Annotated in this window: 15 protein-coding genes and 1 pseudogene; 7 read left to right on the forward strand and 9 right to left on the reverse strand. The window is 71.9% G+C overall.

Going from position 1 to position 15,380, the window contains the following annotated elements; translation table 11 throughout:
• A pseudogene (locus tag RIN75_RS02380) lies at positions 1–315 on the forward strand (hypothetical protein); the annotation flags it as partial.
• Positions 316–839: 524 nt separating this feature from the next.
• Here RIN75_RS02380 and RIN75_RS02385 read toward each other — a convergent pair.
• Positions 840–1,199 (reverse strand): hypothetical protein, encoded by a 360-nt coding sequence (locus RIN75_RS02385; protein WP_121223852.1) that lies wholly within the window; start codon positions 1,197–1,199, stop codon positions 840–842.
• A 13-nt stretch (positions 1,200–1,212) separates the two neighbouring features.
• Entirely contained in the window at positions 1,213–1,533 is a 321-nt protein-coding gene (locus tag RIN75_RS02390; RefSeq protein ID WP_309110054.1) for a hypothetical protein, read from the reverse strand.
• Between the two features lie 276 nt (positions 1,534–1,809).
• Here RIN75_RS02390 and RIN75_RS02395 point away from each other — a divergent pair, with 276 nt between their 5' ends.
• The 3 genes from RIN75_RS02395 to RIN75_RS02405 all read left to right on the forward strand — a co-directional run bounded on the left by RIN75_RS02395 (position 1,810) and on the right by RIN75_RS02405 (position 4,455).
• Positions 1,810–3,135, forward strand: coding sequence for a helix-turn-helix domain-containing protein (locus RIN75_RS02395; RefSeq protein ID WP_375295904.1), 1,326 nt, complete (start codon positions 1,810–1,812; stop codon positions 3,133–3,135).
• 16 nt (positions 3,136–3,151) lie between these two features.
• On the forward strand, positions 3,152–4,042 hold the full coding sequence (locus tag RIN75_RS02400; RefSeq protein ID WP_309110428.1) for an aminoglycoside phosphotransferase family protein: 891 nt from the start codon (positions 3,152–3,154) through the stop codon (positions 4,040–4,042).
• Positions 4,043–4,137: 95 nt separating this feature from the next.
• Positions 4,138–4,455: a hypothetical protein gene (locus RIN75_RS02405; protein ID WP_309110056.1), complete on the forward strand. Its 318-nt coding sequence runs from the start codon at positions 4,138–4,140 to the stop codon at positions 4,453–4,455.
• Positions 4,456–4,534: 79 nt separating this feature from the next.
• Here the strand turns inward: RIN75_RS02405 and RIN75_RS02410 are convergent, their stop codons facing one another.
• The 5 genes from RIN75_RS02410 to RIN75_RS02430 all read right to left on the reverse strand — a co-directional run bounded on the left by RIN75_RS02410 (position 4,535) and on the right by RIN75_RS02430 (position 8,448).
• Positions 4,535–5,323, reverse strand: a complete 789-nt coding sequence (locus RIN75_RS02410) for an NAD(P)H-binding protein (protein ID WP_309110057.1) — start codon at positions 5,321–5,323, stop codon at positions 4,535–4,537.
• 241 nt (positions 5,324–5,564) lie between these two features.
• Positions 5,565–6,587: a copper resistance D family protein gene (locus RIN75_RS02415; protein ID WP_375295889.1), complete on the reverse strand. Its 1,023-nt coding sequence runs from the start codon at positions 6,585–6,587 to the stop codon at positions 5,565–5,567.
• Positions 6,584–7,129: a copper resistance protein CopC gene (locus tag RIN75_RS02420; protein ID WP_309110059.1), complete on the reverse strand. Its 546-nt coding sequence runs from the start codon at positions 7,127–7,129 to the stop codon at positions 6,584–6,586. Before RIN75_RS02420 ends, RIN75_RS02415 begins: the two co-directional genes overlap by 4 nt.
• Positions 7,126–7,881: a YcnI family protein gene (locus RIN75_RS02425; RefSeq protein WP_309110060.1), complete on the reverse strand. Its 756-nt coding sequence runs from the start codon at positions 7,879–7,881 to the stop codon at positions 7,126–7,128. Before RIN75_RS02425 ends, RIN75_RS02420 begins: the two co-directional genes overlap by 4 nt.
• A 45-nt stretch (positions 7,882–7,926) precedes the next feature.
• A complete protein-coding gene (locus RIN75_RS02430) occupies positions 7,927–8,448 on the reverse strand; it encodes a hypothetical protein (protein ID WP_309110061.1) in 522 nt (173 codons plus the stop codon).
• A 91-nt stretch (positions 8,449–8,539) separates the two neighbouring features.
• On the opposite strand from RIN75_RS02430, the gene RIN75_RS02435 reads away from it, so the two are divergent.
• A complete protein-coding gene (locus RIN75_RS02435) occupies positions 8,540–10,207 on the forward strand; it encodes a BCCT family transporter (RefSeq protein WP_375295890.1) in 1,668 nt (555 codons plus the stop codon).
• On the opposite strand, the gene RIN75_RS02440 is transcribed toward RIN75_RS02435, so the two are convergent.
• Positions 10,188–10,619 carry a DUF6474 family protein gene (locus tag RIN75_RS02440; protein ID WP_309110062.1) on the reverse strand — a complete coding sequence of 144 codons (432 nt, stop codon included), beginning with the start codon at positions 10,617–10,619 and terminating at the stop codon, positions 10,188–10,190. The genes RIN75_RS02435 and RIN75_RS02440 overlap by 20 nt on opposite strands.
• A gap of 127 nt (positions 10,620–10,746) precedes the next feature.
• On the opposite strand from RIN75_RS02440, the gene RIN75_RS02445 reads away from it, so the two are divergent.
• A complete protein-coding gene (locus tag RIN75_RS02445; RefSeq protein ID WP_309110063.1) occupies positions 10,747–12,384 on the forward strand; it encodes a TM0106 family RecB-like putative nuclease in 1,638 nt (545 codons plus the stop codon).
• A 542-nt stretch (positions 12,385–12,926) separates the two neighbouring features.
• On the opposite strand, the gene RIN75_RS02450 is transcribed toward RIN75_RS02445, so the two are convergent.
• A complete protein-coding gene (locus tag RIN75_RS02450) occupies positions 12,927–13,679 on the reverse strand; it encodes an SDR family NAD(P)-dependent oxidoreductase (protein WP_309110064.1) in 753 nt (250 codons plus the stop codon).
• A gap of 294 nt (positions 13,680–13,973) precedes the next feature.
• Here RIN75_RS02450 and RIN75_RS02455 point away from each other — a divergent pair, with 294 nt between their 5' ends.
• Entirely contained in the window at positions 13,974–15,269 is a 1,296-nt protein-coding gene (locus RIN75_RS02455) for a UDP-glucose/GDP-mannose dehydrogenase family protein (protein WP_309110065.1), read from the forward strand.
• Positions 15,270–15,380: the final 111 nt, after the last annotated feature.

Raw genomic sequence — 15,380 nt, forward strand, 5'->3', positions numbered from 1 at the left:
GTGACCGCCAAGTCGCGACCGCCCGGCGTGACCGCCAAGTCGCGACCGCCCGGCGTGACCGCCAAGTCGCGACCGCCCGGCGTGACCGCCAAGTCGCGACCGCCCGGCGTGACCGCCAAGTCGCGACCGCCCGGCGTGACCGCCAAGTCGCGACGCCCCGGCCTGACCGCCGGGTGGCGACCGCCCGGCGGGACGATCAGCGGCAGCGGACCGGAAAAGCTTCCGCGCGCCGGTGTGCACAGCGCTGTGGAGGTCGGGCTTCGTGTGGTGGACAGCGGTCCGCGGGTCGGCAGAAGGGTGGAAGCGTTGAGCTGAAGTGCTTGTGGCGGCTCGCCCGACCAAGCGAGCCCGTTGCGGCTGAATGCGCGTGGCCACAGCGTCCGAATGCGACAGTCGCGTGCGTCCGGATGCGCGTAAAGGGCTTGGTTGCGCGGATTTCGGAGGTCGGGTGCCGTCGGTCGAGTTCGCTGGGCGTGGCCGCTGGCCCCCGATTCCATTGTCCCACAGGGGTACGACAACGCGGATCTTGCGCCCCCTGGGGCTCATCCTGCCAGGTGGGTACGACAGTCCCTCGTGGCGACAGCGTGGCAACGACAACGTGGAAACGGCCCCCGTTGTCCGCGCGGGAGGGGCGGGCAACGGGGGCCGATGTGGTGCCCGCGGACCAGTGCCGGTCGGGGAGGGAAGGTGCACAGCACCGGCCCGCGGATGTCTGTTGAGTTGTTAGCCGGCCGGCGGTCCGTTCGTCGCGGTCGGGGGTTCGCACGTCCCGGACCGCCGGCCAGTAGGCGGGTGCTCGACCGTGTCGCGTCGGGGGAACGACAGGTCGGGGCCGCCCGTCAGTGGGCTCGGAGCACCGCGCGTCTGGTCCGGGTGACCGGAGGGGTCACCGGGGCCGAGCGCAGGTGTCGAGCCGGGCGCGGGGCGAGGCCGCCCGCGACCAGGTGTTCGTACGCGGCGCGCCACACCGAGCAAGGGCTCTTCTGCTGCCGCCAACGACCGGAGCACTCCGGGCAGTTGCCCTTCTCGTCCGGTTCGTGCGCGGCGAGCAGTGCCCGCCAACCCTCGGTCAGCCGAGGGAGCTCGGACCGGGCCACCGACAGGAGGGACGGGGCGTCGGCCTCGTTGGCCAGCTCGGTGAGCAGGTCCAACCTTTCCCACACCGCGTTGCGAAGAACTTGTCCGAGGATCTCGTCCACCGAAACGTCACCGTCACCTTTCCGCCTGCTCGGCGGCCTCGCGCAGCGCGGCCCTGAGCTGTACGAGCTGGTCGGCCGACAGCACCGCGGTCTCACCCGGCGGACCGACCAGGACCACGCGGCCCTGGTCGACCAGCACGGTGAGGCAGCGCTCCCGGTCGACCACGTCGCTGCAGCGGATCCGCCACCAGCGGCGTTGCCCGGTCGAGCCGCGCCATCCGGAGTCGAGGTCGGTCGACTCCCGGACAGTCGGGGAATCCGGAGAAGGGGCCGTGGCGACGGCGCGCGCTGCCGACCCACCCGTGGTGGTCACCGCCCGCTCGATCAGGTCCACTGCCGGTTTCCTCTCCGTGTTCGCTCGCTTACCGAGACTCAGATTGCGATGATTCAACCCGGATCGGGACGTCACAGCGCTAGCCGGTGGCCGTTCCACGGTAAGCGGTCATCGGAGTTCGGCAGGGCCGATCAGCCTCGCCGATCGACACTTCCTGCGGTTGGGGGAGTGCCCCTACTCTGCCGTTGACGCCCGAAGGACTGTGAGGGGGCGCAATTGAACACCATCGGTTCGCAAGGCTCTCCTGTTACACCCGACGTGTGGGACCAGCAGGAGATGCGGGACGCGCTGGCCAAGCGCGAGATCAGCTCGGTGTACCGGCTGCTCCGCAGGCACGGCGTGTCCCAGCGCCAGATCGCGGCGCTCACGGGCCAGTCGCAGTCCGAAGTCTCGGAGATCCTCAAGGGACGTCAGGTCATGGCCTACGACGTCCTGGCGAGGATCGCCCAGGGCTTGGGTGTCCCCAGGGGATACATGGGCCTCGCCTACGACGAGGCCACGGCAGTGCGGGTGGCCGCGACCGCGGAGGCACCCCAGTCTGAGGAGGACGAGTCGGTGAAGCGAAGGAAGTTCCTCGCGCACGCCGCCGCCATCACCGTCGGCGCGGCCGTGTTCGGTACGGACTCCGGGTCTTGGGCCTCGTCGCCCGCGCAGACGCCGGCTCCCGGCCGGATCGGCATGACCGACGTCCGACAGGTGGAAGCGGCCACGAGGGCGCTCCGCACATTGGACTACCAGTACGGCGGCGGCTCGTGCCGCGACGCCGTGGTCGCGCAGCTGTCGTGGGGGCAGCAGATGCTCGGCGCCAACGCGACGGACCTGGTGAAGGAGCGGCTCTACGTCGCCCTCGCCGACCTGCACAACCTGGCCGGCTGGACCTCGTTCGACACCGGCCTCTACGACTCCGCGCGCAACCACTTCGGCCAGGCCCTGGGGCTTGCCAAGCAGGGCCGCAAGGAGGAGCTGGTCGCCAACATCCTGTACCGGATGGGCCGGGTCTACCTGCACCAGGACGCCCCGGACGACGCGTTGAAGGTGTTCCAGCTCGGCCAGCTGGCCGCGCAGAACTCCGGTTCCGAACTCGCGGTCGGCATCTTGTGCGCCAACGAGGCCTGGGCCTACGCGAAGATGGGCTCCGACGACCAGGCGCTGAAGCTGCTGGGCCGGGCGCGCGACGAGTTCGCCCGGGCCAACCTGAACGAAGCGCCCGCGTGGGCGAAGTTCTTCGACGCCAACGACCTGTCCGCCATGATCGGCACGGTGCACACCGAGCTGGCGCAGACGGTGGACGCCCGCAAGTACACGCGCACCGCGATACCGGCGCTGACCAAGGCCATAAACGGTTATGGCGAGGACATGAGCCGCAGCCGCTCGTTCAACCTGACGTCGCTGTCGATCAACCACCTGCTGGAGGGCGACATCGACCACGGCGCGAAGATCGGCCGCCAGGCGATCGACCTGTCCGAGGGCCTGAAGTCGGTGCGCACCAAGGACCGCATGCGCCCGCTCCAGCTGGAGGCGGAGAAGCGCAGCAACAACGCCGACGCGCGCGAACTGGCCGACCGCCTGGCCAAGTTCACCGGCAACGACAGCGCGGCCTGACCCCGGGGAGTCTCGCCTGGACGGCAGGTTCAGCCCGGCCGCGCTCACCGGAGTGCTGGAGCGGCTGTGCGCCCAGCTCGGGTTGACGCACCAGTCGGCGCGGCTGGTGAAGTTCACCTCCAACGCGGTGTTCGACCTCCCCGCCGACCGGGTCGTGGTCCGGATCGTCGGGTCGATGGCGTTGCGGCACCGGGCGGAGAAGGTGGTGCGGGTAGCGCGGTGGCTCCAGGCCCACGACGTGCCCGCGGTGCGGCTGGTGGAGCAGTTCCCGCAGCCGCTGGCCGTGGGCGAGCACCTGGCCACGATCTGGCACACCGTGCGTTCCGACGGCCCACCCGTGGACGGCCGCGACCTCGGCAGACTGCTGCGCCGGGTGCACGAGCTGCCGCCGCCGGACTTCCCCTTGCCGCGCTGGTCGCCGCTGGACGACGTGCGCAAGCGCATCGCGGACGCCGAGGAGCTGTCCGCGCCGGACCGGTCGTTCCTGGAGGAGCGGGTCGCGCTGCTGGAGGACCGGCTCGACGGGCTGCGGACTGTGCTGCCCGAGGGCGTCGTGCACGGCGACGCGCACCTGGGCAACCTGATCCCGAGCCCGGAGGGGCCGGTGATCTGCGACTTCGACTCGACCAGCGTGGGGCCGCGCGAGTGGGACCTGAGCACCCTCCCGGTGGGGGTGGCGCGCTTCGGCCACCCGGACCGCTGGTACCGGCAGCTGGCCCGGGAGTACCGGTTCGACGTCACCCGATGGGTTGGTTTCGGGGTGTTGCGGGACGTGCGGGAGCTGAAGCTGACCACCAGCGTGCTGCCGATCCTGCGCAGTCACCCCGACGTGCGGGGCGAGTTGCTCCGACGCCTCGCGGCCCTGCGCGCGGGCGACACCACCACCCCGTGGACCCCTTACCGCTGAAACCGGGGGGCTTGGGGGAACGAAGCGGTAACGCCCGGGCCGGTTTTTCCGACGCACGCAGCGACGACAGATGCGGGACGTGCGGTGAGGTGCGCGTGATCGGACGGCTGGTGGGTGCACGGCTGGGCGCCTTGGGCGGCGCGCGGCGGTGGAAGGGCAAGCGCGCCTTGGAGGCCGCGCGGATGCTCGACGAGGTCGTGGACACCCAGTTGCCCCTCTTGGCGTCGTTCGACGAGGAGCGCCGCCGCAGGTCCGCCGACTACCTCGCCGAGCTGGTGAAACTCGCCCAGGACTACCGCTACTACGCCCACGGCTGGATCGACGCCCGCGAGCTGGACCGCCGCGGCCACGCCGCCATGGCGACGCTGAGCAAGCTCCGCGAGGACCCGACCGCGCGACTGATCACCGACTAGACCGTTCGGTGCAGCTCGCCGCACCGAACGGTCCACTCACCGACGAGCCGCGTGGCGAACCCGGCCGCGCGCCGTCACGTCATGTCGCCCACGCCCTCGTCGCGTAGGTGGCGAAGTCGACGGCCGCCCGGCCGGTCACGTTCGGCACGTCGTCGGTCGCCTCCCCGTCCTTGAGCTGCGCGAACGCCTCGATCTCGGCTTCTGTCCGCTCCCGGGGCATCCCGATCGCGTCCTGCTGCGCCCGGTACTCGTCCGGGGTGCCGCCGAACCGGATGGGCCGCCCCGACGCGTCGCTGATCAGCGCCAACGCCTCCCCGAAGCTCAACGCCCGCGGCCCGGTGACCTCGTAGGTGCGCCCCGCGTGCCCGTCTTCGGTCAACGCCACGGCGGCCACGGCCGCGATGTCGTCGGCGTCGACGAACCCCTGCCGGATGTCGCCCACCGGCACGGCCAGCGCCCCGGCCTCGATCGCGGGCCGGAAGAACCCCTCGTCGAAGTTCTGGTTGAACCAGTCGGCCCGCACGACGGTCCACTCCACACCGGACTCCCGCACCAGGGCCTCGGCGCCGAGCAGCCGTTCGTCGCCCATCTCCTCGATGCCGCGGCTGGAGAGCAGCACGATCCGCCGCACCCCGTGGGCCACCGCCTCGTGCACGAACTCCGGGTCGACCGGCAGTTCGTGGGGCGCCATCAGGTAGACCGCGCCGGCCCCGGCCAGCGCGGGCCCCCACGTGTCCCGTTCACCCCAGTCGAACCGCACCCGTCCACGCCGCGAGGCCGCACGCACCGCGAGCCCCCGAGCTTGCAGTTCCCGCACCACCCGCTTGCCGGTCGTGCCCGTCGCGCCCAACACCAAGATCTCGTCCATGGTCCGAGTAGACCACCGGGGTACGACATTTTCAGTGCGGCCGGATCGCACCGACTTGGACCAATTCACGAAGGTGTCCCGGTCGGCCTGCTCCTTGATGCCGGTGTAGGTCCTGGCGCACTCGGCGACGAAGATGCTGATGGTCGACTTGGTGTTGGCGACGATCGACGCGAACGACTCGACGCGCGCTCCAGCATCGGCCGGTCGGACGGGACGCGGGCGGACGTGGCCGGCTGCGGCCTCAGGCGACGGGTGCGCGGGACAGGACGACGGCCAGGCCGAAGGCGATGCCCATGATCGTCACCTCGACGGTGGCCCAGCCGACGATCGCGGTCGCCTTGTGCTGTGCGATGTGCGGCAGCAGGCGCCAGCGGATGTTCGCGCCCAGCAACGCGAGGATCACCGCGCACACGACCTTTCCCAGCAGCACCAAGCCGTAGGAGGTGGTGAACAGCGAGCCGGGCAGGGCCACCACCGGGTTGAGGAACAGTTCCAGCAGGCCGTTGAACAGGCCGGTCACCGAGACCAGCACCAGGCTGATCGTGGCCAGCTTGGAGAACTTCGGCAGCGCCTCGGCCAGCAGGCCCCGGCGGTGGGCGACGAGCACGACCAGCGCCGCCAGGCCGCCGGTCCACGCCGCCGCGCCGAGGACGTGCAGCTCCATCGAGATCATGGAGTAGTCGTGGTACTTCCAGTTCGACGCGTGCCCGGTCACCGGCAGCGGCAGCAGGCCGAACATGGAGATCAGGATGCGCAGCTCCGCCGGCACGGACTCGCCGCGCCGCACCGCCATCACCCCGACCACCAGGTACGCCAGCGCGCACACCGCGCTGAACAGCAACCCCTGACCCGCGCCGACCCGTTGGACGTAGTCGACCACCGAACCCATGGTCACCGGCACGTCCGGCCGCGTCTCGTACGCCCTGATCACGATCGACATCAGCGCCGTGAACGCCCACACCGCCGCCGCGACCACCGCCGCCGGCCGGGCGACGCGCATCACCGGCTCGGTCACCGCGGGCCGGCCGAACCCCAGGAGCTTGGGCAGCAGCGACAAGCCGACGACGACCGTGGCGGCCAGGTCCAGCAAGGTCCTGACCAGCGGATGCGCGAACCGGACCACCGCCCCGGGCTCGGCCACGCCCACCGCTTCCGGCGTGGTCGACAGCCCCAGGCCCAGGAACACCCCGGCGAACCCGCCCGCGAGCAGGCCGCCGACGACCCAGGCCCGGGAGGTCGGGGTGGTGGTCCGGTTCACGGTCACCGCCTGGCGCCCGTCCCGCCGCGCAGCGCGAAGTACACGCCGCCGCCCAGCAGCACCACGGCCCCGGCGATCCACACCCAGATCGGCACGCCGCCGTCGTCGGGGCCGGAGCCCGGGGACGGCGCGGCGGCCGTGGACGCGGGCGCCGGGGTGCCGTTGCCGGCGGTGGTGAGCGTGAACTTCAGCGACCCGGTGACGGGGTGGCCGTCGGCGGACAGGATCCGGTAGCCCACCTTGTACTCGGCCGCCGGGCCGAGCGGGCGGACCTTGAAGATCACCGAGTTGTTCTTCACGGTCGGCTCGTCCGGGGCTTCCCAGTGCGTCTCGTCCGGGCCGATGACCGTGATGGTGTTGAACTTCTCGCCCGCCTGGACCGGCTGGTCGAAGGTCAGGGTGATCTCCGCCGGACCGGTCGCCAGCGCCTCGCCGTCCTTCGGGTTGCTGCTGACCAGCACGTTGTGCGCCAGCGCGGTGCCGGACGCGGCCAACGCGAGGCCGCCCGCGAGCAGGGCGGCCAGCAGGAGGGAGAGCGCGCGCCTCATGCCGAAGGAGTACCCGTCGAACGGCGGGACCGCAGGACGGCGCCGATGCCGATGCCCAGGCCGAGCGCGCCGACGGCCAGGCCCGCGCCGCCCAGCCAGCGGGCGGTCTTGTCCGAGGACGGGGCCGCGGCCTGCGGCTCGTCGTGCGAGGCGGCGGTGACGGGGCTGCCGTGCGCGTCGCCGCCGGACTTCTTCACCAGCTTGAGCACGGGCGCGGGCTTGTCCGGCTCCGCGCCGCCCTCGGCGGGCGGCGGCGCGTTCCAGTCCACGACCTCGCCGCTGTCGTAGGTCTGCTTGGTGGGCAGGAGCAGCTGCTCGGTGTTGTCCGGCAGCGGCCCGATGGACAGGTCGAACTCGTTGAACTGGCCCGGCTCGATGCGCACGCCCGGGTCGGCGGTCCAGATCACCGTGCGGACGGCCTCGGTGACCTCGCGGCCGTGGCTCTTGACCGGGGTGTCGAGCTTGGCCTTGATCGCCTCGACCTTCCAGCCCGGCGTGGGCTTGGTGCTGACCGACGCCAGCGGGTACTCGGCGGGCAGGGTCAGTTCGAGCTTGACCGTGCCGTTGTCGGGCCGCTCGTTGGGGACGCGCAGGGTGACCTTGGTGTAGCCGCCCTGGACGGCGTCCTTCGGGGTGGAGGCGGTGACGTGCGCGGACGCCAGGCCCGCGGTGCCCGTGAGGGCGAAAGCGGCGGCGGCCAGCACGGCGCCGCCCTTGGCGAGCGTGCGCACGCCAAAGCGATTTGTCGACATGAAGATGTGGCTCCTGGTGCCAGAGGGATGTGGGTGTCCGTCGGTTCAGGAGCGGTGAGGAGGACCTCGTCGGCCGTGCACGCGTCTGAGCAGCACCGACATCCACACGTCCGGGACGGGGGCCACCCGGACGGATGCCGTCGGCGCGCCGGCGGGCGCGAACGACCACAGCACCGGCAGCAGCCGCGACACCGCCCACACCAGGGCGTCCAGCACGGCGTCCGCGCGGACCAGCAGCAGGCCGGTCAGCAGCGCGGCGACCACGTGGGCGGCGGTCATCGCGGCCGGGCCGAAGCCCAGACCGGTGCCGACGTCCTCGTGGTGACCCAGGTTGAGCAGCGTGTGCTGGGCCACCTGCGCGATGCCGAGGGTCGGCAGGAGCGTCCACGGCCCGCGTCCGCGCATCGCCGTGCTCGCCAGCGCGATGAGCACGGTGAGTGGCAGAGCGGGCGCGAACTCGGTGACCTCGCCGCCCGCGGCGCCGTGTGCGGCCACGCTCAGTGCCGCCGACGTCACGGCCAGCAGCGAAGCCCGCGCGAAGCGGGTCGGAGCCGGACGTCGGGTCATGCACAGAGCGTAGGAGACCGCTGCTCGAAGGTGTGAGTCGCCGGCGTTAACCGCATGTTTGGATTGCTCCACTAGGGGGAACAGGCGTCCGGTGAAAACCGCACAACACTCCATCGACCAGTCGCTGCCCGGCGAGCCCCGCGCGGACCGACCCGGCCGCACCGATCCCGTCGTGTTCGGGGTCGCGGCGGCCGTGGCCCTCGCGTTCGTCGCGTGGGGCGTGTTCGGCACCGACTCGCTCGCGGGTGTGTCGAAGACCGTCCTGGACCGGGTCATCGGCCACCTCGGGTGGGCGTTCGTGCTGGTGGCCTCGGGTTTCGTGGTGTTCGCGCTGTGGCTCGCGGTCAGCCGGTACGGCCGCGTGCCGCTGGGCCGCGACGACGAGCAACCCGAGTTCCGCACGGTGTCCTGGGTCGCGATGATGTTCAGCGCGGGCATGGGCATCGGCCTGATGTTCTACGGCGTCACCGAGCCGCTGTCGCACTTCGTGAACCCGCCACCGGGCACCGCGCCCGCGCAGTCCGACGAAGCGTTGCGGACGGCGATGTCCACCACGTTGTTCCACTGGACGGTCCACCCGTGGGCGATCTACGCCGTGGTCGGCCTGGCCATCGCCTACGGCAGCTTCCGGCGCGGTCGCAGCCAACTCGTCAGCGCCGCGTTCGCACCCCTGCTGGGGACGCGCCGGGCGAACGGTCCGGCGGGCCGCGCGATCGACGTGCTGGCCATCTTCGCCACCCTGTTCGGCTCGGCCGCGTCACTCGGGCTCGGCGCGCTCCAGATCGGCAGCGGCCTCCAGGCGGCGGGGCTCGGCGGGGTCGGCACCGCCGTGCTCGTCGGCGTGATCGCCGTGCTGACCACGGCGTTCGTCGCGTCCGCGGTGTCCGGGGTGGCGCGCGGGATCCAGTGGCTGTCCAACACGAACATGGTGCTGGCCGTCGTGCTGGCGGTGTTCGTGTTCGCGGTGGGCCCGACGGTGTTCGTGCTGAACCTGGTGCCCGCCGCGATCGGCGGCTACTTCGGCGACCTGGCCGAGATGGCGGGCCGGACGGCCGCGTCCGGTGGGGACGCGACGGCGACCTGGTTGTCCGGCTGGACGATCTTCTACTGGGCGTGGTGGATCTCGTGGACGCCGTTCGTCGGCATGTTCATCGCGCGGATCAGCCGCGGCCGGACCATCCGGCAGTTCGTGGCGGGCGTGGTCGGCGTGCCCAGCCTGGTGAGCCTGATGTGGTTCTGCGTGTTCGGCGGCACGGCGGTGTTCCTGCAGCGCGAGGGCGTCGACGTGGCGGGCGCGGCCACCCCGGAGAGCCGGCTGTTCGCGGTCCTGGAGCACTACCCGCTGGCGGGGGTCGCCGTGGTGGTGGTCATGGTGCTGGTCGCGATCTTCTTCGTGTCCGGCGCGGACGCGGCCTCGGTGGTCATGGGGACGCTGTCGCAGCGCGGGTCCATCGCGCCCACGAAGGGCGTGGTCGTGTTCTGGGGCGCGCTGACCGGCGCGGTCGCGGCGGTGATGCTCCTGGTCGGCGGCTCGAACGCGCTGACCGGGCTGCAGAACCTGACGATCATCGCGGCACTGCCGTTCGCCCTGGTCATGGTCGGCCTGTGCGTCTCCCTGGCCCGAGACCTGCGCAGCGACCCGCTGATCCGGCGCGAGGAACGGGTCGCCGAGGTGATGGAGGAGGTCACCGCCCAACTCGGTCCCGAGGAGACGGCGCTGCGCACGGTCGAGCAGCTGGTCAAACCCCGAGGCGTTTGAGCAGTTCGGCTTCCAGCGCGTCGAGGTCGGTGGAGACCGCGCGGTGGGCGGCTTTGCGGCGCGGTGCGGGCATCCGTTCGGAGGCCCGCACCGCAGCCAGCAGCTGGGCCAGCCGGGTCTCGGTGGCCTCGACGAACGGCCGGTCGGTGGCATTGAGCTGGTCCAAGGCTTCCGTGAAGCCGGCGATGCGGGCGTGCAGCCGCGCGCCCCGGCCCGAGTAGCGGGTCAGCTGGTCGACCGGCACGCCGAGCCGGCGGGCGCGGTAGTGGTCGTAGCGGTCGCTCACCAGCGCGGCCGCGCGAGCCGCGAGCGGCGCCACCACCGGGATCAGCGCCGGTGCGACGACCTTCGCCACACCGACCAGGTTCTTCGCCCTGCCGGGGGTCAAGCCCTTGCTCCGTTCGCGTGCCATCGCCCGCGCCACCTCCTGGGAAGTCCCCCCGAACCCTAGAGGTCAACGGGTGCCCGCGCACAAAAGATCCACTGCCGTCCACGAGGTTGCCGGTACAAGTGTCGGTGCGTCGTCATACGCTTCAGCTGTGACTTCCCAGGTGCAGCTGGACGCCGGCGTGGTCACTCGTTGCCGGCGGCGGGTGCACCTCGAACACGATCCAGCGATGCGGGACGCCCCCAAGGCGGCCCCGGACCCCACCGGCCAGCTCCGCAAGGCCGACGCCACCGAACACCGGCGCGCGGTCGCGACCGCCCTCGGCCGGGTCGTCGGCTCGGACCTCATGGAGATCCCGCACGACGTCCCGACCGCCGACCGCGAGCGCGTCACCGCGTCCGCGATGCGGGCGGGCGTGCCCTACATCTGGGGCGCCGCCCTGCCCCGCGACGAACGCGGCGGCCGGCGCGGCGGGATCGACCTGCTGGTGAAGGACTCCACCGGTTACGTGCCGGTGCTCGTCGTGCGGCACAAGGTCACCGACCCCGGTTCGGGCGCGCGCACGTCCCCGCTGTCCCACCCGCTGCCCGGCGGCGCGCGCGTGGACCCGCTGCGCAAGGTCCGGCCCCAGCCCCGCGACCAGCTGAGGTTGGCGCACGCCCAGCGGCAGTTGCAGGCGTCCGGGTTCGCCGCGCGCGGGCGGTCGTACGGCGGCGTGGTCGGCATGGACGGCGACGTCGTGGTGTGGCACGACCTGGAGGCCCCGACGTGGCCCGGCGGCCGGACCGCGCTCGCCGAGTACGACTCCCGGTTCTCGGACCGGTTGGCGGTGGCCGCGGCGGCGGTGTCCGGCGCGACCCCGTTGGCGCGGCCGTCGCGGATCGTCGAGTGCCGGAGCTGCCCGTGGTGGCCGGTGTGCGAGGTCGACCTGCGGTCGGCGCGGGACGTGAGCCTGGTGGTGCGGGGCGAGGACGCGGTGGCGCTGCGGAAGGTCGGAGTGTCCACAGTGGACGAACTGGCGGCACTGGACCCGCAGGACGAACCCGCGACACCGCTGGTCGGGATGCTGTACTCGGACGCGGTCATCCTGGCCCGCGCGTGGCTGCGGGACCTGACCGTCGTGCGGCGCGTGCCGTACATGGACGTGCCGCGCGCCGACGTCGAGGTGGACGTCGACATGGAGAGCTTCGGCGACCTGGGCGCGTACATGTGGGGCTGCTGGCTGTCCGGGGAGGACGTGGGCGAGGAGCACGGGTACCGGGCCTTCGCCACGTGGGACCCGTTGCCGTGCGACGACGAGGCCCGGTCGTTCGCCGAGTTCTGGGGCTGGCTGACGGGGATCAGGCTGCGCGCCCGCGCGCGTGGTTTGACGTTCCGGGCCTACTGCTACAACGAGCTGGCCGAGAACCGGTGGCTGATCGGGTCGGCGGAGCGGTTCAAGGGGCGGCCCGGGATTCCGACGGTGGGGCAGGTGAAGGAGTTCATCGCGTCGGACTCGTGGGTGGACCTGTTCGGCATCGTGCAGGACCAGTTCCTGTGCGCCCACGGGAAGGGCCTGAAGACGATCGCGCCGGTGGCGGGTTTCGCGTGGCGCGACCCGGAGGCGGGCGGCGAGAACTCGATGCGCTGGTACCGGGATGCCGTCGGCATGGACGGCGCACCCCCGAACCCGGCCCAACGCCGCCGACTGCTGGAGTACAACGAGGACGACGTCCGAGCCACCCACGCCCTCCGCGAGTGGATGACCTCGGACGCCATGAACAACCTCCCCTTCGCGGGCGACCTCTGAGGCACGGCGCTGCTGCCGGAGCCCGGATGCTGCTCCGCGCGGAGACTCCGGTTTCGGGCGTTGTCGCTGGTAGAGTGGTTACTGGGTGATCTTCCGACATGTCACCCCATCGTGTGACATGTCGGATCGGGAACCGATCGCCGACTCGCGCATCCCGTAAACAAGGAGCGCGGGACCACGGCAGGCAACGCCCTCCGGAGACCCGGCCGGCGCGATGCCGGAGAAACCGGCCGGCGCAACCCGGCTCCGGCCCGGCCCGGCTCCGGCCCAGCCGCGGCCCGGCCCAGCCCAGCCGCGGCCCGAGACCAGCGTGTCCGCGGCCGTGGCCCGAACCCGGCACGCCCGGTCAGGTGTCAGCCCACTCAAATCGGGCTGGCCCGGATAGGACCGGCCCACCTGGGGGCCAGCGCGTGCCGGGAGCCCGGGCTGGCGGGAGCGCCCGGCCTCGCGGGAGCCCGGCCTCGCGGGAGTCCCACCAGGCGCGGGGAGTGCGTGAGCCGCGCCGGGGGGACATGCCGGCGCGGGTCACCTGGGTGTGAGGGCTAGCGGGGGGCCATGCGGAGGGCGCCGTCCATGCGGATGACCTCGCCGTTCAGGTAGTCGTGTTCGACGATCGACACGGCCAGCTGGGCGTACTCCTCCGGCAGGGCCAGGCGCTTCGGGAACGGCACGCCCGCCGCCAAGCCCGCGCGGAACTCCTCCGAGACCGTGGCCAGCATCGGGGTGTCGACGATGCCCGGCGCGATCGTCATCACCCGCACGCCCACCGACGACAGGTCGCGCGCCGCCGGGAGGGTCATGCCGACGACCGCCGCCTTCGACGACGCGTACGCCACCTGGCCGATCTGCCCGTCGAACGCCGCGATCGACGCCGTGTTGATCACGATCCCGCGCTGGCCGTGCTCCAGCGCCTCCGTCTTGCCCATCGCCGCCGCCGCCAGGCGCAGCACGTTGAACGTCCCCACCAGGTTCACGTCGATGACCTTGCGGTACAGGTCCAGGGGGTGCGGGCCGGACTTGCCCACCGTCCGCGTGGACGGGCCGATGCCGGCGCAGTTCACCACGATCCGCAGGGGGTGGCCGGAGCCGGCGGCCGTGTCGACCGCGGCCTGGACGTCCTCCTCCGACGTGACGTCGGCCGCGAGGTACGTGACGCCCTCGACCGCCGGGGCGTCCTCCACCTTGAGGTCCAGGGCGTACACCGACGCGCCCTTCGCGGCCAGCGCCCGGGCCGTCGCCAACCCCAGGCCGGACGCGCCGCCGGTGACGACCGCCGCGGTTCCCTCGATCTTCATGCCAACCTCCATCACCCGGCCGCAGTGCCGGAAAGGGAGGTTAACGGTCGTTCAGCGGTTTGTGCTCGGAGAGGTGCAGCAATGCGACCAACGGCACGGCCGCGAGCAAGGCCAGTCCCGCGAACAGCAACGTGATCAGCAGGAGTTCCATACCTGCACGATGCCCCGCCGACCCGCATAACCGCGTCCGCCGCGAGTGGGGTCTCCATGTACACCCAGGGGACTACCCACCTCACTCTCCGCATACAACTGTTGTTTGACCCACGGCAAACTTCGGCTGCGACCGTCACAAGCATGTTCGTCCGACGGATCGCGGTCGTGGGAACGGGTTACGTGGGCCTGACGACGGGGGCCTGCCTGGCCTCCCTCGGTCATCGGGTCGTGTGCGCCGACGTGGACGTGGTCAAGGTCGCCCGCCTGCGCGCCGGGCAGGTGGACATCCTCGAACCCGGCCTCACCGAGCTGGTCGGGGAGGGCCAGGCGGCCGGCCGCCTGCGCTTCACGCCCGACGTCAAGACCGCCGTCGCGAACGCCGAGGTGGTGTTCCTCTGCCTGCCGACGCCCATGGGCGCGGGTGGCGCGGCGGACTTGTCGGCGGTCGAGTCGGTCGCCCGTGACCTGCGCGAAGTGCTCCCCTACGGGACGGTCGTGGTGTGCAAGTCCACGGTCCCGGTGGGCACCTCGCAGCGGGTCGCCGAGCTGCTGGGCCGCGAGGACGTGGCCGTCGTGTCGAACCCGGAGTTCCTGCGCGAGGGCAGCGCGGTGCGCGACTTCCTGCACCCGGACCGGATCGTCGTCGGCTCGGACTCGCCGCAGGCCGCCGAACGCGTCGCGGCGCTGTTCGCCAAGCTGGGCGCGCCCACCGTCCTGATGGACGCGGCGAGCGCCGAGATGGTCAAGTACGCCGCCAACTGCTTCCTGGCGATGAAGCTGTCCTACGTCAACGCGGTGGCCGAGCTGTGCGAGCTGGTCGGCGCGGACGTGTCGTCGGTGACCGACGGCATGGGCTACGACCGGCGCATCGGCCAGTCGTTCCTCAAGCCGGGACCGGGCTGGGGCGGGTCGTGCCTGCCCAAGGACACCCACGCCATGGTCCGGATCGCCGAGTCGGTCGGGGTGGACTTCGCGCTGGTCAAGGCCACCATCGACACCAACCACCGGCAGCAGCGCCGGGTCGTGGACAAGGTCCGCGAGGCGGTCGGCGGCACGTTGGCCGGCGCGCGGATCGGCATCCTGGGGCTCGCGTTCAAGGCGGGCACGAACGACCTGCGCGACTCGCCGGCCCTGGCGGTGGCCGAACTGCTCGCGTTCGAGGGCGCGGAGCTGGTGGCCTACGACCCGGAGATCCGCGAGCCGCTGGTCGGGATGACCGTGGTGGACGACGCTTACACGGCGGTGCGGGACGCGGACGCGGTCGTGCTGCTCACCGAGTGGCCCGAGTTCCGGACGCTGGACTGGGCGCGGGTGGCCGGCCTGATGAACGGCGTGCTGGTCCTGGACACCCGCAACCACCTCGACGAGGACGCCCTGCGCCGGGCGGGCCTGCTGCGCGAAGGCCTCGGCCGGAAGCTCCCGGCGGCGGCGAGCTGACCGGGAGCGAACTGCGCGACCGGCTGACCGGCGCCGGCCGCCTGGCTGAAGGTGGACTGAACCGTCAGGACACAATTTAGTTAGCCGGGTTAACCAACCGGGTGACGCCAA

Source organism: Saccharothrix sp., from assembly GCF_031180885.1.
Classification (GTDB): domain Bacteria; phylum Actinomycetota; class Actinomycetes; order Mycobacteriales; family Pseudonocardiaceae; genus Actinosynnema.

Bases quoted from the DNA above. Each gene is read 5' to 3' on its own strand.
- RIN75_RS02395 (WP_375295904.1), top strand. From the start codon at position 1,810: ATGCGGGACGCGCTGGCCAAGCGCGAGATCAGCTCGGTGTACCGGCTG.
- RIN75_RS02410 (WP_309110057.1), bottom strand. From the start codon at position 5,323: ATGGACGAGATCTTGGTGTTGGGCGCGACGGGCACGACCGGCAAGCGG.
- RIN75_RS02420 (WP_309110059.1), bottom strand. From the start codon at position 7,129: ATGAGGCGCGCGCTCTCCCTCCTGCTGGCCGCCCTGCTCGCGGGCGGC.
- RIN75_RS02425 (WP_309110060.1), bottom strand. From the start codon at position 7,881: ATGTCGACAAATCGCTTTGGCGTGCGCACGCTCGCCAAGGGCGGCGCC.
- RIN75_RS02430 (WP_309110061.1), bottom strand. From the start codon at position 8,448: ATGACCCGACGTCCGGCTCCGACCCGCTTCGCGCGGGCTTCGCTGCTG.
- RIN75_RS02440 (WP_309110062.1), bottom strand. From the start codon at position 10,619: ATGGCACGCGAACGGAGCAAGGGCTTGACCCCCGGCAGGGCGAAGAAC.
- RIN75_RS02450 (WP_309110064.1), bottom strand. From the start codon at position 13,679: ATGAAGATCGAGGGAACCGCGGCGGTCGTCACCGGCGGCGCGTCCGGC.
- RIN75_RS02455 (WP_309110065.1), top strand. From the start codon at position 13,974: ATGTTCGTCCGACGGATCGCGGTCGTGGGAACGGGTTACGTGGGCCTG.